The sequence below is a fragment of the Streptomyces longisporus genome (genome assembly GCF_039532765.1).
Classification (GTDB): Bacteria; Actinomycetota; Actinomycetes; order Streptomycetales; family Streptomycetaceae; genus Streptomyces; species Streptomyces longisporus.
This window is the reverse complement of the sequence record NZ_BAAASG010000025.1, coordinates 20,374-37,126: the sequence shown is the minus strand read 5'-3', so window position 1 is coordinate 37,126 and position 16,753 is coordinate 20,374. Positions and strand designations below refer to the sequence as shown.

The window sequence follows — 16,753 nt, the reverse complement described above, 5'->3', positions numbered from 1 at the left end:
CATCCGTACCCACGGACGTGGGCGGGGCGGAGTTCAGCACGTGTCACGCCTCTCACGTCCCAGTCCACCCGCACCGCACGGAGACGGTCACGTCTTTCCTGGCCCGGGCGTGTCGGGACAGCCGTCGGTCAGGCGGACCGGTCTGCCGCCTCCACATGATCGAACACCCTGCCGCCGTCCCCTTCGGTGAGCAGATACGCCTGTGCCTCGGCCACGTGGAAGTACATCCCGTGCAGTTCCAACGCGCCGTCCCGCAGGGCCCGGGACACCGACTCGTGGGCGCGCAGGTGCTCCAACTGCTGGACCACATTGGTCAGACAGAGCTGCTCGACCGCGTCCTCCGGTGCCCGGCCCGCGAGCCGGGCCCACGGCCGGCTCTCGTCGGCCATGCGCTCCAGGCTCGGCAGCCCGTGGCGCAGCCACCGCTTCAGCGGTGTCCGGGCGCCGCCGGGCTCCGCGTCGAGCAGCGCCTGCATGGCCCCGCACCCGGAGTGCCCGCACACCGTGATGGACCGCACCTGCAGCACGTCCACCGCGTACTCGATCGCGGCCGCCACCGAGTCGTCAGCACTCTCCTTGCCGGGGAGGGGAACGAGATTGCCCACGTTGCGCACCACGAACAGATCGCCCGGACCACTGGAGGTGATCATCGACGTGACGAGCCGCGAGTCGGCGCAGGTGAGGAAGAGCTGGGACGGCCGCTGCCCCTCCCGGGCAAGCCGGGCCAGCTCACTGCGCACGAGCGGTGCGGTGTTGCGCTGGAACGCGCTGATGCCACACGCCAGTTGATGCCCGCTCCGGCCGCCGGAGCCGTGGGGACCACCCGGTCCGGTCGGCCCGCCGGGCGCGCCGGGGTGATCGGCGTCCGGCGCGGACTGCGGGCGCTGGCACTGGTGGTTGCGCCACGGCGTCCAGGGACGGCAGCGGCAGCCGACGGAGGACTCGCCGTGTTCCTCGTGGGGCGGGGTGGGTTCGGTGAGGGTTCGGGTTCCGGTCCGGCGGCCGGTCACCTCGGCGGAGCCGCCCTGTGCGGTGTGCGTGTTCTGCCAGTCCTGCAGTGACTCGTACGCCGCGTGGTCCATGAACGACCCGTCCAACTCCACCACGGCGTGGGCGCCTTGGGGTACGAGATGCAGGGCACGGCTGAGCCGTGGCACGGCGAGGAACGTCAACTGACCCCGGACATGTACGTGATGGACTCCTTCCCTTTCCTCGTGCGTGATGCGGGTGCGGGCGAGGCGGTGCATGGCGACGGCGACGGCCACGGCGATCCCGAGCATCACACCCGCCAGGACGCCGAGGAACACCACGCCGAGTGTGGTGACGGCGTACACCAGCACCTCTCGGTGGCGGGTCACCGTGCGGATGTGGTGCAGGGACACCATCTGGATGCCGACGGCCATCACCAGGGCGGCGAGCGAGGCGAGCGGGATGAGCTCCAGGAGCGGGACCATCAGCAGCGCGGCGATCACTACGAGAACGCCGTGCAGCATTGTGGAGTTCCGGCTCACCGCGCCCGCGTTCACATTCGCCGAACTTCTCACGGCGACGCCGGCGACCGGCAGTCCGCCGAGCGAGCCGGAGACGATGTTGGCGGCTCCCTGTCCGAGCAGTTCGCGGTCGAGGTCGGCGCGTTTGACGCGGGCGGTCAGGCCGGGTCTTGCGGCCACCAGCTTGTCCACGGCGACCGCGCCGAGCAGGGACTGCACGCTGCACACCAGTGTGGTGGTCAGCACGGCCGCGGTCAGGCCGAGCGCGGGGCCCTCGGGCAGACCGGCCAGGGCGTGGCTGCTCCAGGACGGCAGGTCGACCTTGGGCACGCCGATCCCCGCGAGCGAGGCGGCCGCGGTGGCGCCGGCCACGGCGACGAGCGCGGCCGGGATCCTGCGCAGCAGGCGTCCCGCCCGGCCGGGGATGCGCGGCCAGAGCAGCAGCAGCGTCAGGGTCAGCACGCTGACGGTCACGGAGGCGGGATGCAGGTTCGCCAACTGGGCGGGCAGCGCCCGGAGGTTGGCGAGGACGGAGCTCTGGGGGGTGCCGCCGAGGACGATGTGCAGCTGGGCGACGGCGATGGTGACGCCGATTCCGGCGAGCATGCCGTGCACGATGGCGGGGCTGACGGCGAGCGCGGTGCGGGCCACGCGCAGGCAGCCGAGGCCCAGTTGGGCGAGGCCGGCGAGAACCGTGACGGCGCAGGTGGTACGCCAGCCGTAGCGGTGGATGAGGTCGGCGGTGACCACCGTGAGTCCCGCGGCGGGGCCGCTGACCTGCAGGGGACAGCCGCCGATCCGGCCGGCGACGAGCCCGCCGACCCCGGCGGCCACCAGCCCGGCCTGGAGCGGGGCGCCGGTGGCGAGGGCGATGCCCAGCGACAGCGGGAGGGCGATCAGGAACACCGCGACCGCGGCCGACACGTCGGCGCCCGCGATGCGGAAGCGGCGGCGCGGGCCCGGCGGTGGGCTGTGGGGTCGGTGGTCGGACTGGGGCCGACTCGGGTCGGTGGCGCGGATGGGGGCGCAGGCTGACATGTTTCCCGTCTCCTCCGGGCGGCGCGGTCGCGGATCAGGTCGTCCCCGCCGATGGGCGGGGGTCGGGACGCGGCCGTGGGTCACGGCGTGCAGCGGCGGGATGAATCAACGCTCGGTAAATGGATCGTAATTCAGAGTAAAGGCCAGGCATAGACTTTCCTGGCAAATGGGGTAATGACTCACTCCAATGAGTGAAGCGGTCATTTCATCGGCTTGTCGTACTAATTCCTTCTCGTCCCCGTGCGACCTTGGCGGCGCTGTCGGGTTGCCCCGGCAAACCACCAGAAAACGCCCTCATCGGCGTTGGCCTGAGAGAAGGAAGAAGGTGAGCGGAACATGACCGCCACCCAGAGGATCGCCGTGGGCGTCGTGATCACCGCGTCCTGTGCCGCGTGGGTCGCCGGCTGCGCTATCGGCTCCAACGGTTCCAAGACAGGCGCTCTCGGTCCGCAGAAGGTCCGTCCGGTCCATGCGCACGGGAGCGCGGTCCGCCTGATCGGCGACGGCTCCACCGCGTACACCGGGGCCCAGCCGCATCTGCCCAGACCCGAGCGTCTGCGGCCCGGTCAGAAGCCCCCGCAGTTCGTCGTCTTCTCCTGGGACGGCGCCGGCGAGGACAGCCAGAAGCTGTTCTCCCACTTCCGCAAGCTCTCCAAGGCCAACCACGCGACCATGACGTACTTCCTCAGCGGCGTGTACATGCTGCCGGAGGAGAAACGCGACCTCTACAAGCCCCCGGAGCACTCGGTGGGCAGCTCGGACATCGGCTTCAACGACGAGCAGGGCATCGCCGACACCGTGAAGCAGCTGCGTCTGGCGTGGCTGGAGGGCAACGAGATCGGCACCCACTTCAACGGCCACTTCTGCGGGAAGAACGGCGGGGTCGGCGAGTGGTCGGTCGCGCAGTGGATGAGCGAGATCGCACAGGCCAAGAAGTTCGTGAAGAGCTGGAAGACCAACTCCGGCATGGAGAAGGCGGCCCCACTGCCCTTCGACTACGACAAGGAGCTCATCGGGGCGCGCACGCCCTGTCTGGAGGGTCAGAAGAACTTCGTGAAGGCCGCGAGCAAGCTGGGCTTCCGCTACGACACCAGCGGGGTCAACGAGCAGGTGTGGCCGAAGAAGAGGGAAGGGCTGTGGGATCTGTCGATGCAGCTCGTGCCCTTCCCGGGGCACTCCTACGAACAGCTCACCATGGACTACAACTTCATGGTCAACCAGTCCGGTACGCAGACCCAGGGCGATCCCGACATGTTCGACCACTGGGGCGACCAGATGCGCGACGGCCTGCTCAAGGGCTTCCGCCGCGCCTACGAGGGCAACCGCGCGCCCCTGATCATCGGCAACCACTTCGAGTCCTGGAACGGCGGCACCTACATGCGGGCCGTCGACGAGGTCGTCGAGACGGTCTGCAACAAGCCCGATGTGCGCTGTGTGTCCTTCCACCAGCTGGCCGACTGGCTGGACGCCCAGGACCCGCAGACCCTGGCCAAACTGCGCACCCTCAAGGTCGGCCAGGCGCCCAAGCAGGGCTGGGCGGCCTTCCTGTCGGGCCACCCCGCCCCGGCCCCGAAGGGCGCACCCGGGGCACCGGCCGCGGGGCGGTAGCCGTCAGGCGGAGGCGGCGACACCCTCACCGAGCACGAACCCGGGGTCGATCTGTGCGGCCAGGTCGGCCCCGGTGCGTGCATCGCCCCACGAGGCCGCGTTCTTCAGGTGGAAGTGCACCATCTGCCGCGTGTAACGCTCCCAGTCGCGCAACTCGTACGTCGCGTCCGCGGCGATCTGGAGGGCGCGCAGGGCACGGCGGTTGGCGTCCTCCAGGAACTCGAACCTGAGCGGCCGGCCCTTCTCCATGGCGCGCACCCAGTCCGAGTGCCCGACCGTCATCAGCAGGTCGTCCCCGACCTCGGCGCGGAGGAAGTCGAGGTCGTCCGGCCCCTGCACCTTGTTGCCGACGACCTTCAGGACGACGCCGTAGTCACGGGCGTACTCCTTGTACTGGCGATAGACGGAGACCCCCTTCCGGGTGGGCTCGGCGACGAGGAACGTGATGTCGAAGCGGGTGAACATCCCGGAGGCGAAGGAGTCCGAGCCCGCCGTCATGTCCACCACGACGTACTCGCCCTGCCCGTCCACCAGGTGGTTCAGGCACAGCTCCACCGCTCCCGTCTTGGAGTGGTAGCAGGCGACCCCCAGGTCGGCGTCGGTGAAGGGGCCGGTGACCATCAAACGGACGGCGTTCCCGTCGAGTTCCACCTGCCGGGCGCAGGCCTCGTAGACCGGGTTGTCCTCGCACACCCGCAGCAGCCGCGAGCCCTCACCGGGCGGGGTGGTCTTGATCATCGTCTCGGTGGAGGTGATGCTGGGGTTGCAGCCGCGCAGATGGTCCTTGATCAGCGGCAGTCTCTCGCCCATCGCCGGCAGCGCGGCGGCCTCCGCCTCGTCGAGGCCCAGTGCGGCGCCGAGGTGCTGGTTGATGTCCGCGTCCACGGCGAGGACGGGCGCTCCGGTGGCCGCGAGATGACGGATGAACAGGGAGGACAGGGTGGTCTTGCCGCTGCCGCCCTTCCCGACGAAAGCAATTTTCATGTTCACGAAGGGTAGTGCGGTGATAGCTGTGTGTGGCAGACGGGCGTGAGGAAGACCACTCAATCGTGGGGTGCGCCCCCGGGGTGGCTAGTGTCGTACTCATGAGTACGACAGGCGCGAACGCCGATCCGCTCGCGGCCCTGGGCTCGCTGCCCGGGGTGGCCGAGTCCGTGGAATCCGTGCGCAAGGCCGTGGACCGGGTCTACGGGCACCGGGTCATGCGGCGCCGCAGCAACGAGATCACCTCCGAGGCGGCGCTGCGCGGTGCCCGCGGTTCCGCCGCGCTGTCCGGCGCCGACTGGGCCCTGGAGGAGGTGCGCCGGCGCACCGACTTCAGCGGCGACGACGACGCGCGCGTGATGGGCGCGGCTCTCAGGCTCACCGCGGAGGCGGGCCAACTGCTGTCCGTCTGGCGGCAGTCCCCCCTGAGGGTGCTCGCCCGGCTGCACCTGGTGGCCGCCGCCACCAACGGGGACGAGGTCGGGCGGCCGCGGCTGGCGGGCGAGTCGGTCGACGAACCGCTGATCGAGCTGCCGCTGCCGGGCGCCGACGAGGTGCACGGCCGGCTGGAGGGCCTCGCGGAGCTGATCATCACCGGCAGCTCCGCGCCCGCCCTGGTGACGGCCGCCGTCGTCCATGGCGAACTTCTCGCACTGCGCCCCTTCGCGTCCCACAACGGCCTGGTCGCACGCACCGCCGAGCGCATCGTGCTGGTGGGCAGCGGCCTCGACCCGAAGTCGGTCTGTCCGGCCGAGGTCGGCCACGCCGAGCTGGGGCGCGCCGCTTACCTGGCGGCGCTCGAGGGGTACGTCTCCGGTACGCCGGACGGCATGGCCGCCTGGATCGCCCACTGCGGCAGGGCGGTCGAGCTGGGTGCGCGCGAGTCGACGGCAGTGTGCGAGGCGCTGCAGCGCGGAGCGGCGTAGGAAGCTGCACGGGGTCCGGAAAAGGGTTGCGGCGGTACGAGGATTCGTACCGCCGCTGGCATGCTCACCGGGTTACCAAGCGTCCTCGATATGTCGCCCATCAGGCCGGGAACTTTGCCCGTCACCTGGTGTGGCTGGCCCGTAATCGACGGGTCGACGTCGCGTGGGTGCCCGATGTTCATGCTTCGGTCCGTGGGGCCAAATGCGTTATTAAGGTGATCCTTTCGGATGTCCTTGGTCTCGCGGGCCGTTAACCCCTTTGTACTCCAGGTCCGAAGCAAGTGGAACCCCCGGCTGTACTTCTTTACTTTTGGTATCAAATAGGCTGTAAACGGGCAGCGAGATCTCGAACGGGGACGTGCTGCCGGTGAACCGCCAGGTCAGACGGCCGCCGCCCGCCGCCGACTGGTGTACCAGACAAGACCCGCGGTGGCCGCCGCAGCGCCTATTGCCGCGGCCGCGACGAGGGCCGGACGGGGTGGTACGGAGAATGCGGGGATCCGCTGCTTGAGTCTCACCGGCCGGTGGAAATCGAGAATCGGCCACCCGCGCGCGAGTGCCTCGCGGCGCAGCGCGCGATCCGGGTTCACGGCGTGCGGAAGGCCGACCTCCCGCAGCATCGGCAGGTCGGTCGCCGAGTCGCTGTAGGCGTAGCAGCGGTCGAGGTCGTACCCCTCGGACCGGGCCAGTTCCTTGATCGCCTCCGCCTTCGTCGGGCCGTACGCGTAGTACTCCACCTCGCCCGTGTAGCAGCCGTCCTCGCCCACGACCATGCGCGTCGCCACCACCCGGTCCGCGCCGAGCAGCTCGCCGATCGGCTCCACCACCTCCGCGCCCGAGGTCGACACGATGACGACGTCGCGGCCGGCGGTGTGGTGCTCCTCGATGAGGGAGGCGGCCTCGTCGTAGATGATCGGGTCGATCAGATCGTGCAGGGTCTCGGCGACGATCTCCTTGACCTGCTGGACGTTCCAGCCGCGGACGAGCGAGGACAGGTACTCGCGCGTCCGCTCCATCTGGTCGTGGTCCATGCCGCCGACGAGGAAGACGAACTGGGCATATGCGGTGCGCAAGGCGGCCCTGCGGTTGATCAGCCCGCCTTGGTAGAAGGACTTGCTGAAGGTGAGCGTGCTCGACTTCGCAATGACCGTCTTGTCCAGGTCAAAGAAGGCCGCTGTGCGGGGCAAGGAGTGGTTTTCCACGCCCCGAGCATAGGCGCAGCCCATTCGGCGTAAGGTGGGGCGCGTGGGTTTGCCTGAGAAGGGTCTCGGGTACACCATGGAAGTCACGGATCGTTCGCGACCGTGCTAACCCGGTCCGGCTCCTCCCCCCCCGAGTCGGCCGTGGAGACGACCCCCACTCTCCCCCCCGGTGGGGGTCGTCGCATGTCCGGGCGGGTTTTTCCACTCTCTGTCCCTTCCTGGCGCGGCTGTACGGCCGTCATGAGGCGGCCGCGGCCGCCTCTTCCGCATGCTCATGATCCGTCACCGTGTGTAGTCGTCAGGCTGCGCTGCGGAAGTCGCGCACGCGTGGGCACAGGGGTCACCTGTATGGGTGATGGCGTTATTCACAACCATCGACTTGTCCACAGTTATCGACCATGATCCGCAAGATTTCCGGGATCGCTGCACCGTGATTCAAACGCGTCCCGCTCGCGCCGAGTTCAAGACCGGTTCCGGTTTGTCGGGCGGGTTTGGCCGGTTCGTATCGGCCGCTCATATGGAGACCGGTTGCCGGTTCTTCACACGTTTGGGAATCGCGGGGCCGCAGGGGCTGCGCGAGAGATGCAGCGAAGGGGGACTGAGATCGTGGCCGGAGCCGTCACACATGAACCGCCGCCCGCCGCCTCGGGGCGGCAGGCGGGACCACTGATCGTCACGGAGGACGTGGAACTCCTCGACGACCTGCTGCGCCTGTGCGCCGCGGCAGGAGCGACACCCGAGGTCCACCACTCGGTGCCGGAACGCGCGGGCGGTTGGGAGGCCGCACCGCTCGTCCTGGTCGGCGACGACGCCGCGCGGCGGGTGCGCGGGGCCGCCCGCAGACGAGGAGTGGTGCTGGTCGGCCGTGACCAGGACGACTCCGGCGTCTGGCGCCGGGCCGTCGAGATCGGCGCCGACCACGTGCTGGTGCTGCCGGACGGCGAACAGTGGCTGGTCGACCGCATCGCCGATGTGGCCGAGGGCGTGGGCCGGCCCGCCCTCACGGTCGGCGTCATCGGGGGCCGCGGCGGGGCAGGGGCGTCCACGCTCGCGTGCGCCCTCGCCGTCACCTCCGCACGCGAGGGGCTGCGCACCCTGCTCGTGGACGCCGATCCGCTGGGCGGCGGGCTCGACGTACTGCTCGGCGGCGAGAGCGCCGAGGGACTGCGCTGGCCCGCCTTCGCAGCCTCCCGCGGCCGGGTCGGCGGCGGCGCCCTGGAGGAGTCGCTGCCGCAGCTCCACTCGCTTCGGGTGCTCAGCTGGGACCGCGGCGACCGCATCGCCGTTCCGGCCCAGGCCGTACGGGCGGTGCTGGCCGCGGCCAGGCGACGGGGCGGCACCGTCGTCGTCGATCTGCCGCGCCGCATCGACGACGGGGTCGCCGAGGCGCTCGCCCAACTCGATCTCGGCCTCCTGGTCGCCCCCGGCGAACTGCGCGCCGTCGCTGCGGCCGGACGGGTGGCGTCCGCCGTCGGCATGGTCCTGCGCGATCTGCGGGTCGCGGTACGAGGGCCGTACGCGCCCGGCCTGGACGACCGCGAGGTGGCCCGGCTACTCGGACTGCCTCTGGCGGGCGAGCTGCCCGTGGAATCGGGGCTGCTGCGCCCGGGGGAGGGAAGGACACCGCCCGCCGCCGACGGCCGCGGACCCCTGGCGCGCTTCTGCAAGCAGTTCTGGGAGCGGGCACTGACGGAGGCGGGGAGCGCATGAGCACGTCTGCGGGAGGCGAAGGGAGGGGCGGCTCGGGGGCTGCTCCGGCGCGAGGAACTGCGGAAGCGGTGTGGCGGCCGGGCGACAGGGCGCGAGTGCCGTCGTGGGCTGGGCGGCGTGTGTCGCCGGGGGTGGTTGGGCGGCTGGGTGATGTGCCGGGGCCGGCCGTGGCGGAGCAATGGCAGCCGGGCGACAGGTCGCGGGTGCCGTCGTGGGCTGGGCGGCTGGGTGATGTGCCGCGCGCGGGCTCGGTGGGGCAATGGCGGCCGGGCGGTGATTCGGCATCCAGGGCCGGGGCTCCGGAGATGCCCTCCGGTCTCCTGGACGGCGTACGGCAGTGGTTGGTCGAGAGCGGGGCCGAGCCGACACCCGCGCGCGTGGCGCAGGCGCTGCGGGAGCAGGGGAGGGTCCTGGGGGACGCCGAAGTCCTCGGCGCGGCCGAGCGGTTGAGGTCAGAGCTCGTCGGCAGCGGGCCGCTCGAACCGCTGCTCGCCGATCCGTCGGTCACCGATGTGCTGGTGTCCGCCCCGGACCGGGTCTGGGTCGACCGGGGCGGCGGACTGGAGCTGACGTCGGTCTCGTTCCCGGACGCGGCCGCCGTACGACGTCTTGCGCAGCGGCTGGCCGCGGTGGCCGGGCGGCGGCTCGACGACGCACGGCCATGGGCCGATGCCCGGCTGCCCGACGGGACGCGGCTGCATGCGGTGCTGCCACCGGTGGCCGTCGGCTGCACCTGTCTGTCGCTGCGCGTCGTAAGGCCCCGGGCGTTCACGCTCGACGAGCTGGTCGCGGCGGGCACGGTGCCGCCGGGCGGCGACCGCGTGCTGCGGGCACTGCTCGAGGCACGGCTGTCCTTCCTCGTCAGCGGCGGGACGGGCAGTGGCAAGACGACCCTGCTGAGCGCGCTGCTGGGACTGGTCGGGCGCGGTGAGCGGATCGTGCTCGCCGAGGACTCCGCTGAGTTGCGGCCGGACCATCCGCACGTCGTACGGCTGGAGACCAGACCCGCCAACCAGGAGGGCGCGGGCCTCGTCACGCTCCAGGACCTGGTGCGGCAGGCACTGCGGATGCGGCCTGACCGGCTGGTGGTGGGCGAGGTGCGCGGGCCCGAAGTGGTGCATCTGCTGGCCGCGTTGAACACCGGCCACGAGGGCGGCTGCGGCACCGTCCACGCGAATGCCGCCGCCGGCGTACCGGCCCGGCTGGAGGCACTCGGTACGGCGGCCGGGCTCGACCGGGCCGCACTGCACAGCCAGTTGGCGGCGGCGCTGTCGGTGGTCCTGCATCTGGTGCGGGACCGGACCGGACGGCGGCGGATCGCCGAGGTGCACGTACTGGAGCGGGATCCGTCGGGGCTGGTGAGGACGGTGCCGGCGCTGCGGTGGGACGAGAAGGCGTTCGTGCACGAGCGGGGCTGGGAGCGGCTGCGGGTGCTGCTCCACGGCGAGTTCGGCGAGGCCGGCAAGTCTGGCGAGTTCTTGGAAGGGGGACGTCATGGGTGATGCGGCGATGGGGGCGGCCGTGCTGTGCGTCGGTGCAGCGGCCCTGCTGATGGGCGGGGGGCACTCCGGGGCGCGGCGGGCGCAGCTGTTGCTCGCGAGCGGCGGGGCGGTGAGCACCGGGCCGCCGTCCTGGCGGGAGGTCGCCGGAGGGCTGCGGCGGATCCGCGGGCGGCTGCGGCCCGAGTGGTGGGCGGCGGCCGTCGGGGTGGTGCTGGCGGTGCTGGGCGCGTCGGTGCTGCCGGTCGTCGCGGGGGCGGCCGGGGTGCCGTTGCTGCGGCGCATGCGGCTGGCCGCAAAGGCCCGGCGGGCCCGGGAGCGCCGCGGGGACGCGGTGATCGCGCTGTGCGGGGCGCTCGCCGGGGAGGTGCGGGCCGGGCGGCAGCCGGGGGATGCGCTGCCGCGTGCCGCGCGGGACTCCGGCGGGCTCGGGAGCGCGCAGGCGGCGGTGCTGGCGGCGGCGCGGTTCGGCGGCGACGTCCCGGACGCGCTCGCGGCGGCGGCCCGGCAACCGGGCGCCGAGGGACTGCTGGGCCTCGCCGCCTGCTGGCGGGTGGCCGTGGACCAGGGCGCGGGCCTCGCCGCCGGGCTCGACCGGCTCGAAGGGGCGCTGCGCGCCGAGCGGGACCAACGCGCGGATCTGCGCGCCCAGTTGGCGGGGGCGAAGTCGACGGCGGTGATGCTCGCGGGGCTGCCGGCTCTGGGCCTCGCTTTGGGGGCCGCCCTCGGGGCCGACCCTCTGCATGTGCTGCTGCACACCGGGGCCGGGCTGGGTTGCCTGCTGGTCGGCGGTCTGCTGGAGGGGCTCGGCATGTGGTGGGCGATGCGGATCGTGCGACGGGCGGAGGCGGCGTGAGCACGGAAGTTGTCCACAGGCTGGGGGCGGCCGTGGGGATGCTGCTCGTCCTCGGGTGGCTGCTGCGCCGGCTGGAGACCGTACGGCGTGAGCGCAGAGTGCGCAGGCGGCTGGCCGGGCTGGTGGCCGACGCCGAGACGGTGCAGAGCCGGCCGCGTTTCGAGGCGCGGGATGTGGCGCGGCGGTGGCTGCCCGCGGTGGGCGTGGTGGGCGCCGGATGGGTCCTGGTCGGCGGACCCACCGGAGTCGCGGTGGGTCTGGCCGTCGCGGGCGGGCTGTGGTGGTGGCGTGGCCGGCAGGCGGCCGGGAGCGACCCGGAGGAGTACGACCCGGCGGAGGCGGCCCGTCAACTCCCGCTCTCGGCCGATCTGGTGGCCGCCTGCATCGCCGCCGGTGCCGGGCCAGTGGTAGCCGCGCAGGCCGTCGGCGAGGCCCTGGGCGGTCCCGTCGGGGACGCGTTGGCGCGGGGTGCGGCCGAGGTGCGGCTCGGCGGCGAACCGGCCGAGGCCTGGCGGCGGCTGGCCGCGCTGCCGGGCGCCGGAGCCCTCGCCCGGCTGCTGGAACGGGCCGACGTGTCCGGACTCCCCGCCGCCACACCGGTTGCACGGCTCGCGGCGGACGTCCGCGCCGACCGGTCCCGCACCGCGACGGCTCGCGCCCGGCGGGCGGCCGTCATGGTCACCGCCCCGGTGGGGCTGTGCTTCCTGCCCGCGTTCATCACGGTCGGCGTTTTGCCCGTGGTGATCGGGCTCGCGGGTGGGGTGCTGGGAGGGGGTGGCGGGTGACGGAACGGGGCTGACGGCGCACGACGCCGGTATCGAGCAGTCAATGGTCGACGGAACTGAACCTCACGGGGGTTGAGATGTACAAGGCGGTACGGGCGCGGCTGGGCGCCCTGGTGTGCAGGGCGCGCGCGGCCCGCAGGGACGCGGGGATGGTCACCTCGGAGTACGCGATGGGGATCGTGGCGGCGGTGGCGTTCGCGGTGGTCCTCTACAAGGTGGTGACCAGCGGACAGGTCAGCGCGGAGCTGCAGGACATCGTGAAGCGGGCGCTCGATGCGCAGATGTGAGAGGGGCGGGGACGGGGGGTTCGTGACGGCGGAGTCGGCCATGGTGCTGCCCGTGCTGGTGATGTTCGCGATGGCCCTGGTGGGGGCGTTGCTGGTCGTGGCCGCACAGATCCAGTGCGTGGACGCGGCCCGGACCGGAGCGCGTGCGGCGGCCCGCCAGGACCCGGGCGACAAGGTCGTCCAGGTGGCCCGTGAGGCGGCCCCGCGCGGCGCGAGGGTCACGGTCGAGCGGGAGGGGGACCAGGTCCACGTGGTCGTGGTGGCCAGGCCGCCGCTGCTGCGCGGTCTGCCCTTCGACGTCCGGGAGGAGGCCGTGGCCGCGGCGGAGGAGACCGTGGGGGTGGGGCCGTGACCGGCGGCTTCCTCACCCGCCGGTCGGCCGCCCTCCGGGGCGGGGACCGAGGTTCTGCCACCGTCTGGAGCCTCGGTGCGATCACCGTGCTGTGTGTGGTGTTCGGGGCCGTGCTCGCCCTGGGGCAGGCCGTCGTGGTCCGCCACCGTGCAGCCGGCGGTGCGGACCTCGCGGCGCTCGCGGCGGCGGACCACTGGGCCGACGGCACCGCGGCGGCCTGCGCACGGGCCGACCGGGTGGCGCGGGCACAGGGCGTCCGGCTGGTGCGGTGCGTGATCGTCGGGGAGGTCTCGGACGTGACGGCGGGGTCGGGACGGGGGCCGTTCGCGGCGGAGGTCAGGGCACGGGCGGGACCTGCGGGGCCCCCGGACCAGGCTCTGCCTCGGCCTTCTCCTGCGGCGCCCCCGCCGGGCCTTCCCCGGTCTTCTCCTGCGGCGCCCCCCGCAACAGCACCGTGAGCAGCCGCACCGCCCCCCTCTTGTGCAGCGGATCGTTGCCGTTGCCGCACTTGGGGGACTGGATGCAGGACGGGCAGCCGGCCTCGCACTCACAGGACGCGATGGCCTGGCGGGTGGCGGTGAGCCAGGCACGGGCGGTGTGGAAGGCGCGCTCGGCGAAGCCCGCGCCGCCCGGATGGCCGTCGTAGACGAAGACCGTGGGAAGGAGGGTGTCGGGGTGCAGCGGGACGGAGACACCGCCGATGTCCCAGCGGTCGCAGGTCGCGAAGAGGGGCAGCATGCCGATCGACGCGTGCTCGGCGGCGTGCAGGGCGCCGCCGAGGATCTCCGGGTCGATCCGGGCCTCATCGAGCTGGTCCTCGGTGACCGTCCACCACACCGCGCGGGTGCGCAGCGTACGAGGAGGGAGGTCGAGTTTCGTCTCGCCGAGCACTTCACCGGTGATCAGCCGACGACGCAGGAAGGAGACCACTTGGTTGATGACCTCGACGGAGCCGTAGCACAGGCGTCCGTCGCCCCAGGGGATCTCGGTGTCCGTCTCCAGGACGGTGATGGACGTCGTGTCGCGGGCCACCGTCGAGTACGACGGGCTCGCCTCCGTGACCAGGGCCACCGAGTCCTCCAGATCCAGGGAGCGCACGAGATACGTACGGCCCTGGTGGAGGTGGACGGCGCCCTCGTGGACGGTCGTGTGGGCGGCTCCCGCGTCGACCGTGCCGAGCAGGCGGCCCGTGCCGGACTCGACGATCTGGACCGGCCGGCCGCCCTCGCCGCGGATGTCGGTGAGGTCGGCGGCCCGTTCCCGGCGCGTCCAGTGCCAGGCCTTCGTACGGCGACGGAGCAGCTGCGCGGCCTCCAGCTGCGGCAACAGCTCCTCGCAGGCGGGGCCGAAGAGTTGGAAGTCCTCGTCGGTCAACGGCAGTTCCGCGGCAGCTGCGCACAGGTGCGGGGCCAGGACGTACGGGTTGTCGGGGTCGAGGACCGTGGACTCCACGGGCTGGTCGAACAGGGCCTCGGGGTGGTGGACGAGGAAGGTGTCCAGCGGGTCGTCGCGGGCGACCAGGACGGCCAGCGCGCCCTGCCCGGAGCGTCCGGCGCGGCCCGCCTGCTGCCACAGGGACGCGCGGGTGCCGGGATATCCGGCGATCACCACGGCGTCCAGCCCCGAGACGTCGATGCCGAGTTCGAGTGCGGTGGTCGCGGCCAGTCCGAGGAGTTCGCCGGAGTGCAGGGCCTGTTCCAGGGCGCGGCGCTCCTCGGGGAGGTAGCCGCCGCGGTACGCCGCGACACGCCGGGCGAGGGAGCGGTCGACCTCGGCGAGACGTTCCTGGGCGATCACCGAGATCAGCTCGGCGCCGCGCCGGGACCGCACGAAGGCGACCGAGCGGACCCCCTGCACCGTGAGGTCGGTCAGCAGGTCGGCCGTCTCGGCGGTGGCGGTACGGCGGACGGGTGCGCCCTTCTCGCCCTGCATCTCGGTGAGTGGGGGTTCCCAGAGGGCGAACACCAGTTCACCGCGTGGTGAGGCGTCGTCGGCCACCTCGACCACCGGGAGGCCCGTCAGGCGGCGGGCGGCGACCGAGGGCTCCGCGGCGGTCGCGGAGGCCAGCAGGAAGACCGGGGAGGCGCCGTAGCGGGCGCACAGGCGGCGCAGACGGCGCAGCACCTGGGCGACGTGCGAGCCGAAGACACCCCGGTAGGTGTGGACCTCGTCGATGACCACGTACTTGAGCGACTTCAGGAAGGAGGACCAGCGGGGGTGGGACGGCAGGATGCCGCGGTGCAGCATGTCCGGGTTGGTCAGGACGTAGTTGGCGTACTGGCGGACCCATTCCCGTTCCTCGAACGGAGTGTCCCCGTCGTACACCGCAGGACGTACGGCATTTCCCAGAGGTTGTGAAAGTTCCTTCACGGATCGGCACTGGTCCGCCGCAAGAGCCTTCGTGGGAGCCAGGTACAGGGCGGTGCTCCCGCGGCCGTTCGGGGCCTCGGAGCCGTCCAGGAGCGTCGAGAGCACCGGGACGAGGTACGCCAGGGACTTGCCGGACGCCGTGCCCGTGGCGACGACCACCGAGTCGCCGTCCAGCGCGTGCTCGGCGGCGCGTGCCTGGTGGGCCCAGGGGTGCTCGATGCCGCAGGCCTGCACCGCGGCGATGACCTCCGGGCGAATCCGGTCAGGCCAGACGGCATGCCTGCCCTCGCGCGGGGGCAAGTGCTCCGTATGAGTGATGCGCGAAGCCCGGCTCGGCCCGGAGGCGAGCCGGCCCAGGACCGTGCCCGGTGCGAGCCGGGAGACGGGTTCCGTCGGGGATCGATCGGATCGGTGATTCTTGGCCATCGGCACCGAGTGTGTCACCGGCGTGACGGACAATGGGACCAAGGCGTCGTGCACGCCTGCCGGTAAGTGATTGAATGCCATCGCGGCTGGCGAACCGTCCCGGGGGCTCCTGCCGAGGTGTCCCGAGGGGCGACCGCTCGATAGCAAGGTGCTGGAGGATCCGTGGACCTGTCCCTGTCGACCCGTACCGTCGGCGATCGTACGGTCGTCGAGGTCGGTGGAGAAATCGACGTATATACCGCGCCCAAGCTGCGCGAGCAGCTGGTCGAGCTGGTGAACGACGGGAGTTTCCACCTCGTCGTAGACATGGAGGGCGTGGACTTCCTCGACTCCACCGGACTCGGCGTGCTGGTCGGCGGCCTGAAGCGGGTGCGTGCCCATGAGGGCTCGCTGCGCCTGGTCTGCAACCAGGAGCGCATTCTGAAGATCTTCCGCATCACCGGCCTCACCAAGGTGTTCCCGATCCACACCTCGGTCGAGGAAGCGGTGGCGGCCACCGACTGACCACCGCCCCACGGAGCGGGAAAGGACCGCTCCGAAGGCGGAAGAAGTTCAATGAGGGGGTCCGGGCTTTCGGCAGCCCGGCCCCCCGACAGCACGCCCGTAGTTCTGAGGGGGATGCATGGCCACCGTTGAACTCCGCTTCAGCGCGCTGCCCGAGCACGTCAGGACCGCCCGACTGGTGGCGGCAGCGGTGGCGCGCAGGGCCGGAGTGGACGAGGCCGTCCTCGACGAGGTCAGACTCGCCGTGGGCGAGGCCTGCAGCCGTGCCGTCGGACTGCACCAGAGCGCCGGGATCACAGCGCCGGTGAAGGTGCAGCTGGTCGAGGAGGAGAAACAGTTCTCCATCGAGGTCGGCGACGAGGCGCCACGCTCGTCCCCCGGAGACGGGGCGCCGGGCTCGGCGGGTGAGGACGTGGAGACCGAGGAGGACGAAATGGGCCTCGCGGTCATCAGCGGCCTCGTCGACGACGTGGAGGTGTCCGCCGGCGCGCACGGCGGGCTGATCCGCATGACCTGGCCGACCACACCGCCGCCCACCGCGGTGCTCGCCTGACCCCTTCGCAAGACGTCCAAGGGCCCTGCTGAGCAGGGCCCTTGGTGTTTTTCCGGCCGTTCCCGGGAATTCGTGAAGCAATTCACGATCAATCACCCGATAATTTGATCAAGCGTCAATGCAGGCGTCAATGCCTTTGAGGCATTACCTCTTTCGGGTTCTA

Annotated in this window: 14 protein-coding genes and 1 pseudogene; 11 read left to right on the top strand and 4 right to left on the bottom strand. The window is 71.8% G+C overall.

Annotation, left to right across the window (positions count from 1 at the left end):
• Positions 1–128 precede the first annotated feature (128 nt).
• The gene (locus ABD355_RS39335; RefSeq protein ID WP_344405935.1) at positions 129–2,528 is read right to left on the bottom strand and encodes a bifunctional SulP family inorganic anion transporter/carbonic anhydrase; all 2,400 of its coding nucleotides are present in this window, start codon (positions 2,526–2,528) and stop codon (positions 129–131) included.
• A gap of 336 nt (positions 2,529–2,864) precedes the next feature.
• Between ABD355_RS39335 and ABD355_RS39330 the strand changes: the two genes are divergently transcribed.
• Positions 2,865–4,136, top strand: coding sequence for a polysaccharide deacetylase family protein (locus ABD355_RS39330; protein ID WP_344405933.1), 1,272 nt, complete (start codon positions 2,865–2,867; stop codon positions 4,134–4,136).
• A gap of 3 nt (positions 4,137–4,139) precedes the next feature.
• On the opposite strand, the gene ABD355_RS39325 is transcribed toward ABD355_RS39330, so the two are convergent.
• Positions 4,140–5,120, bottom strand: a complete 981-nt coding sequence (locus ABD355_RS39325) for an ATP-binding protein (RefSeq protein ID WP_344405932.1) — start codon at positions 5,118–5,120, stop codon at positions 4,140–4,142.
• A 101-nt stretch (positions 5,121–5,221) separates the two neighbouring features.
• Between ABD355_RS39325 and ABD355_RS39320 the strand changes: the two genes are divergently transcribed.
• Positions 5,222–6,046 (top strand): Fic family protein, encoded by an 825-nt coding sequence (locus ABD355_RS39320; protein WP_344405931.1) that lies wholly within the window; start codon positions 5,222–5,224, stop codon positions 6,044–6,046.
• A 380-nt stretch (positions 6,047–6,426) separates the two neighbouring features.
• Here ABD355_RS39320 and ABD355_RS39315 read toward each other — a convergent pair whose 3' ends face one another.
• A complete protein-coding gene (locus tag ABD355_RS39315) occupies positions 6,427–7,272 on the bottom strand; it encodes an HAD family hydrolase (RefSeq protein ID WP_344405930.1) in 846 nt (281 codons plus the stop codon).
• A 582-nt stretch (positions 7,273–7,854) separates the two neighbouring features.
• On the opposite strand from ABD355_RS39315, the gene ssd reads away from it, so the two are divergent.
• The 7 genes and pseudogenes from ssd to ABD355_RS39280 all read left to right on the top strand — a co-directional run.
• Positions 7,855–8,958, top strand: coding sequence for a septum site-determining protein Ssd (ssd, locus tag ABD355_RS39310; protein ID WP_344405929.1), 1,104 nt, complete (start codon positions 7,855–7,857; stop codon positions 8,956–8,958).
• Positions 8,959–9,263: 305 nt separating this feature from the next.
• Entirely contained in the window at positions 9,264–10,460 is a 1,197-nt protein-coding gene (locus tag ABD355_RS39305) for a TadA family conjugal transfer-associated ATPase (protein ID WP_344405928.1), read from the top strand.
• Complete coding sequence (locus tag ABD355_RS39300) at positions 10,453–11,313, top strand: type II secretion system F family protein (protein ID WP_344405927.1); 861 nt, start codon at positions 10,453–10,455, stop codon at positions 11,311–11,313. The genes ABD355_RS39305 and ABD355_RS39300 overlap by 8 nt, the downstream gene beginning before the upstream one ends.
• On the top strand, positions 11,310–12,098 hold the full coding sequence (locus ABD355_RS39295) for a type II secretion system F family protein (RefSeq protein ID WP_344405926.1): 789 nt from the start codon (positions 11,310–11,312) through the stop codon (positions 12,096–12,098). The genes ABD355_RS39300 and ABD355_RS39295 overlap by 4 nt, the downstream gene beginning before the upstream one ends.
• 77 nt (positions 12,099–12,175) lie before the next feature.
• Positions 12,176–12,385: a DUF4244 domain-containing protein gene (locus tag ABD355_RS39290; RefSeq protein WP_344405925.1), complete on the top strand. Its 210-nt coding sequence runs from the start codon at positions 12,176–12,178 to the stop codon at positions 12,383–12,385.
• Positions 12,372–12,737, top strand: a complete 366-nt coding sequence (locus ABD355_RS39285; RefSeq protein ID WP_344405923.1) for a TadE family type IV pilus minor pilin — start codon at positions 12,372–12,374, stop codon at positions 12,735–12,737. The genes ABD355_RS39290 and ABD355_RS39285 overlap by 14 nt, the downstream gene beginning before the upstream one ends.
• Positions 12,734–13,033, top strand: a pseudogene (locus tag ABD355_RS39280) (Rv3654c family TadE-like protein); the annotation flags it as partial. The gene ABD355_RS39285 and the pseudogene ABD355_RS39280, both read left to right, overlap by 4 nt.
• 40 nt (positions 13,034–13,073) lie before the next feature.
• On the opposite strand, the gene ABD355_RS39275 reads toward ABD355_RS39280, so the two are convergent.
• Positions 13,074–15,614, bottom strand: coding sequence for a DEAD/DEAH box helicase (locus tag ABD355_RS39275; protein ID WP_344405922.1), 2,541 nt, complete (start codon positions 15,612–15,614; stop codon positions 13,074–13,076).
• 81 nt (positions 15,615–15,695) lie between these two features.
• On the opposite strand from ABD355_RS39275, the gene bldG reads away from it, so the two are divergent.
• Both bldG and ABD355_RS39265 read left to right on the top strand, forming a co-directional pair.
• Positions 15,696–16,037 (top strand): anti-sigma factor antagonist BldG, encoded by a 342-nt coding sequence (bldG, locus tag ABD355_RS39270; protein WP_003975386.1) that lies wholly within the window; start codon positions 15,696–15,698, stop codon positions 16,035–16,037.
• 118 nt (positions 16,038–16,155) lie between these two features.
• A complete protein-coding gene (locus tag ABD355_RS39265; protein ID WP_344405921.1) occupies positions 16,156–16,590 on the top strand; it encodes an ATP-binding protein in 435 nt (144 codons plus the stop codon).
• Positions 16,591–16,753 lie beyond the last annotated feature (163 nt).

What these genes read in the sequence shown, in the direction of transcription:
- ABD355_RS39335 (WP_344405935.1), bottom strand. Translation starts at nt 2,528, where the DNA reads ATGTCAGCCTGCGCCCCCATCCGCGCCACCGACCCGAGTCGGCCCCAG.
- ABD355_RS39330 (WP_344405933.1), top strand. Translation starts at nt 2,865, where the DNA reads ATGACCGCCACCCAGAGGATCGCCGTGGGCGTCGTGATCACCGCGTCC.
- ABD355_RS39325 (WP_344405932.1), bottom strand. Translation starts at nt 5,120, where the DNA reads ATGAAAATTGCTTTCGTCGGGAAGGGCGGCAGCGGCAAGACCACCCTG.
- ABD355_RS39320 (WP_344405931.1), top strand. Translation starts at nt 5,222, where the DNA reads ATGAGTACGACAGGCGCGAACGCCGATCCGCTCGCGGCCCTGGGCTCG.
- ABD355_RS39315 (WP_344405930.1), bottom strand. Translation starts at nt 7,272, where the DNA reads ATGGGCTGCGCCTATGCTCGGGGCGTGGAAAACCACTCCTTGCCCCGC.
- ABD355_RS39305 (WP_344405928.1), top strand. Translation starts at nt 9,264, where the DNA reads ATGCCCTCCGGTCTCCTGGACGGCGTACGGCAGTGGTTGGTCGAGAGC.
- ABD355_RS39300 (WP_344405927.1), top strand. Translation starts at nt 10,453, where the DNA reads ATGGGTGATGCGGCGATGGGGGCGGCCGTGCTGTGCGTCGGTGCAGCG.
- ABD355_RS39290 (WP_344405925.1), top strand. Translation starts at nt 12,176, where the DNA reads ATGTACAAGGCGGTACGGGCGCGGCTGGGCGCCCTGGTGTGCAGGGCG.
- ABD355_RS39285 (WP_344405923.1), top strand. Translation starts at nt 12,372, where the DNA reads ATGCGCAGATGTGAGAGGGGCGGGGACGGGGGGTTCGTGACGGCGGAG.
- ABD355_RS39275 (WP_344405922.1), bottom strand. Translation starts at nt 15,614, where the DNA reads ATGGCATTCAATCACTTACCGGCAGGCGTGCACGACGCCTTGGTCCCA.
- ABD355_RS39265 (WP_344405921.1), top strand. Translation starts at nt 16,156, where the DNA reads ATGGCCACCGTTGAACTCCGCTTCAGCGCGCTGCCCGAGCACGTCAGG.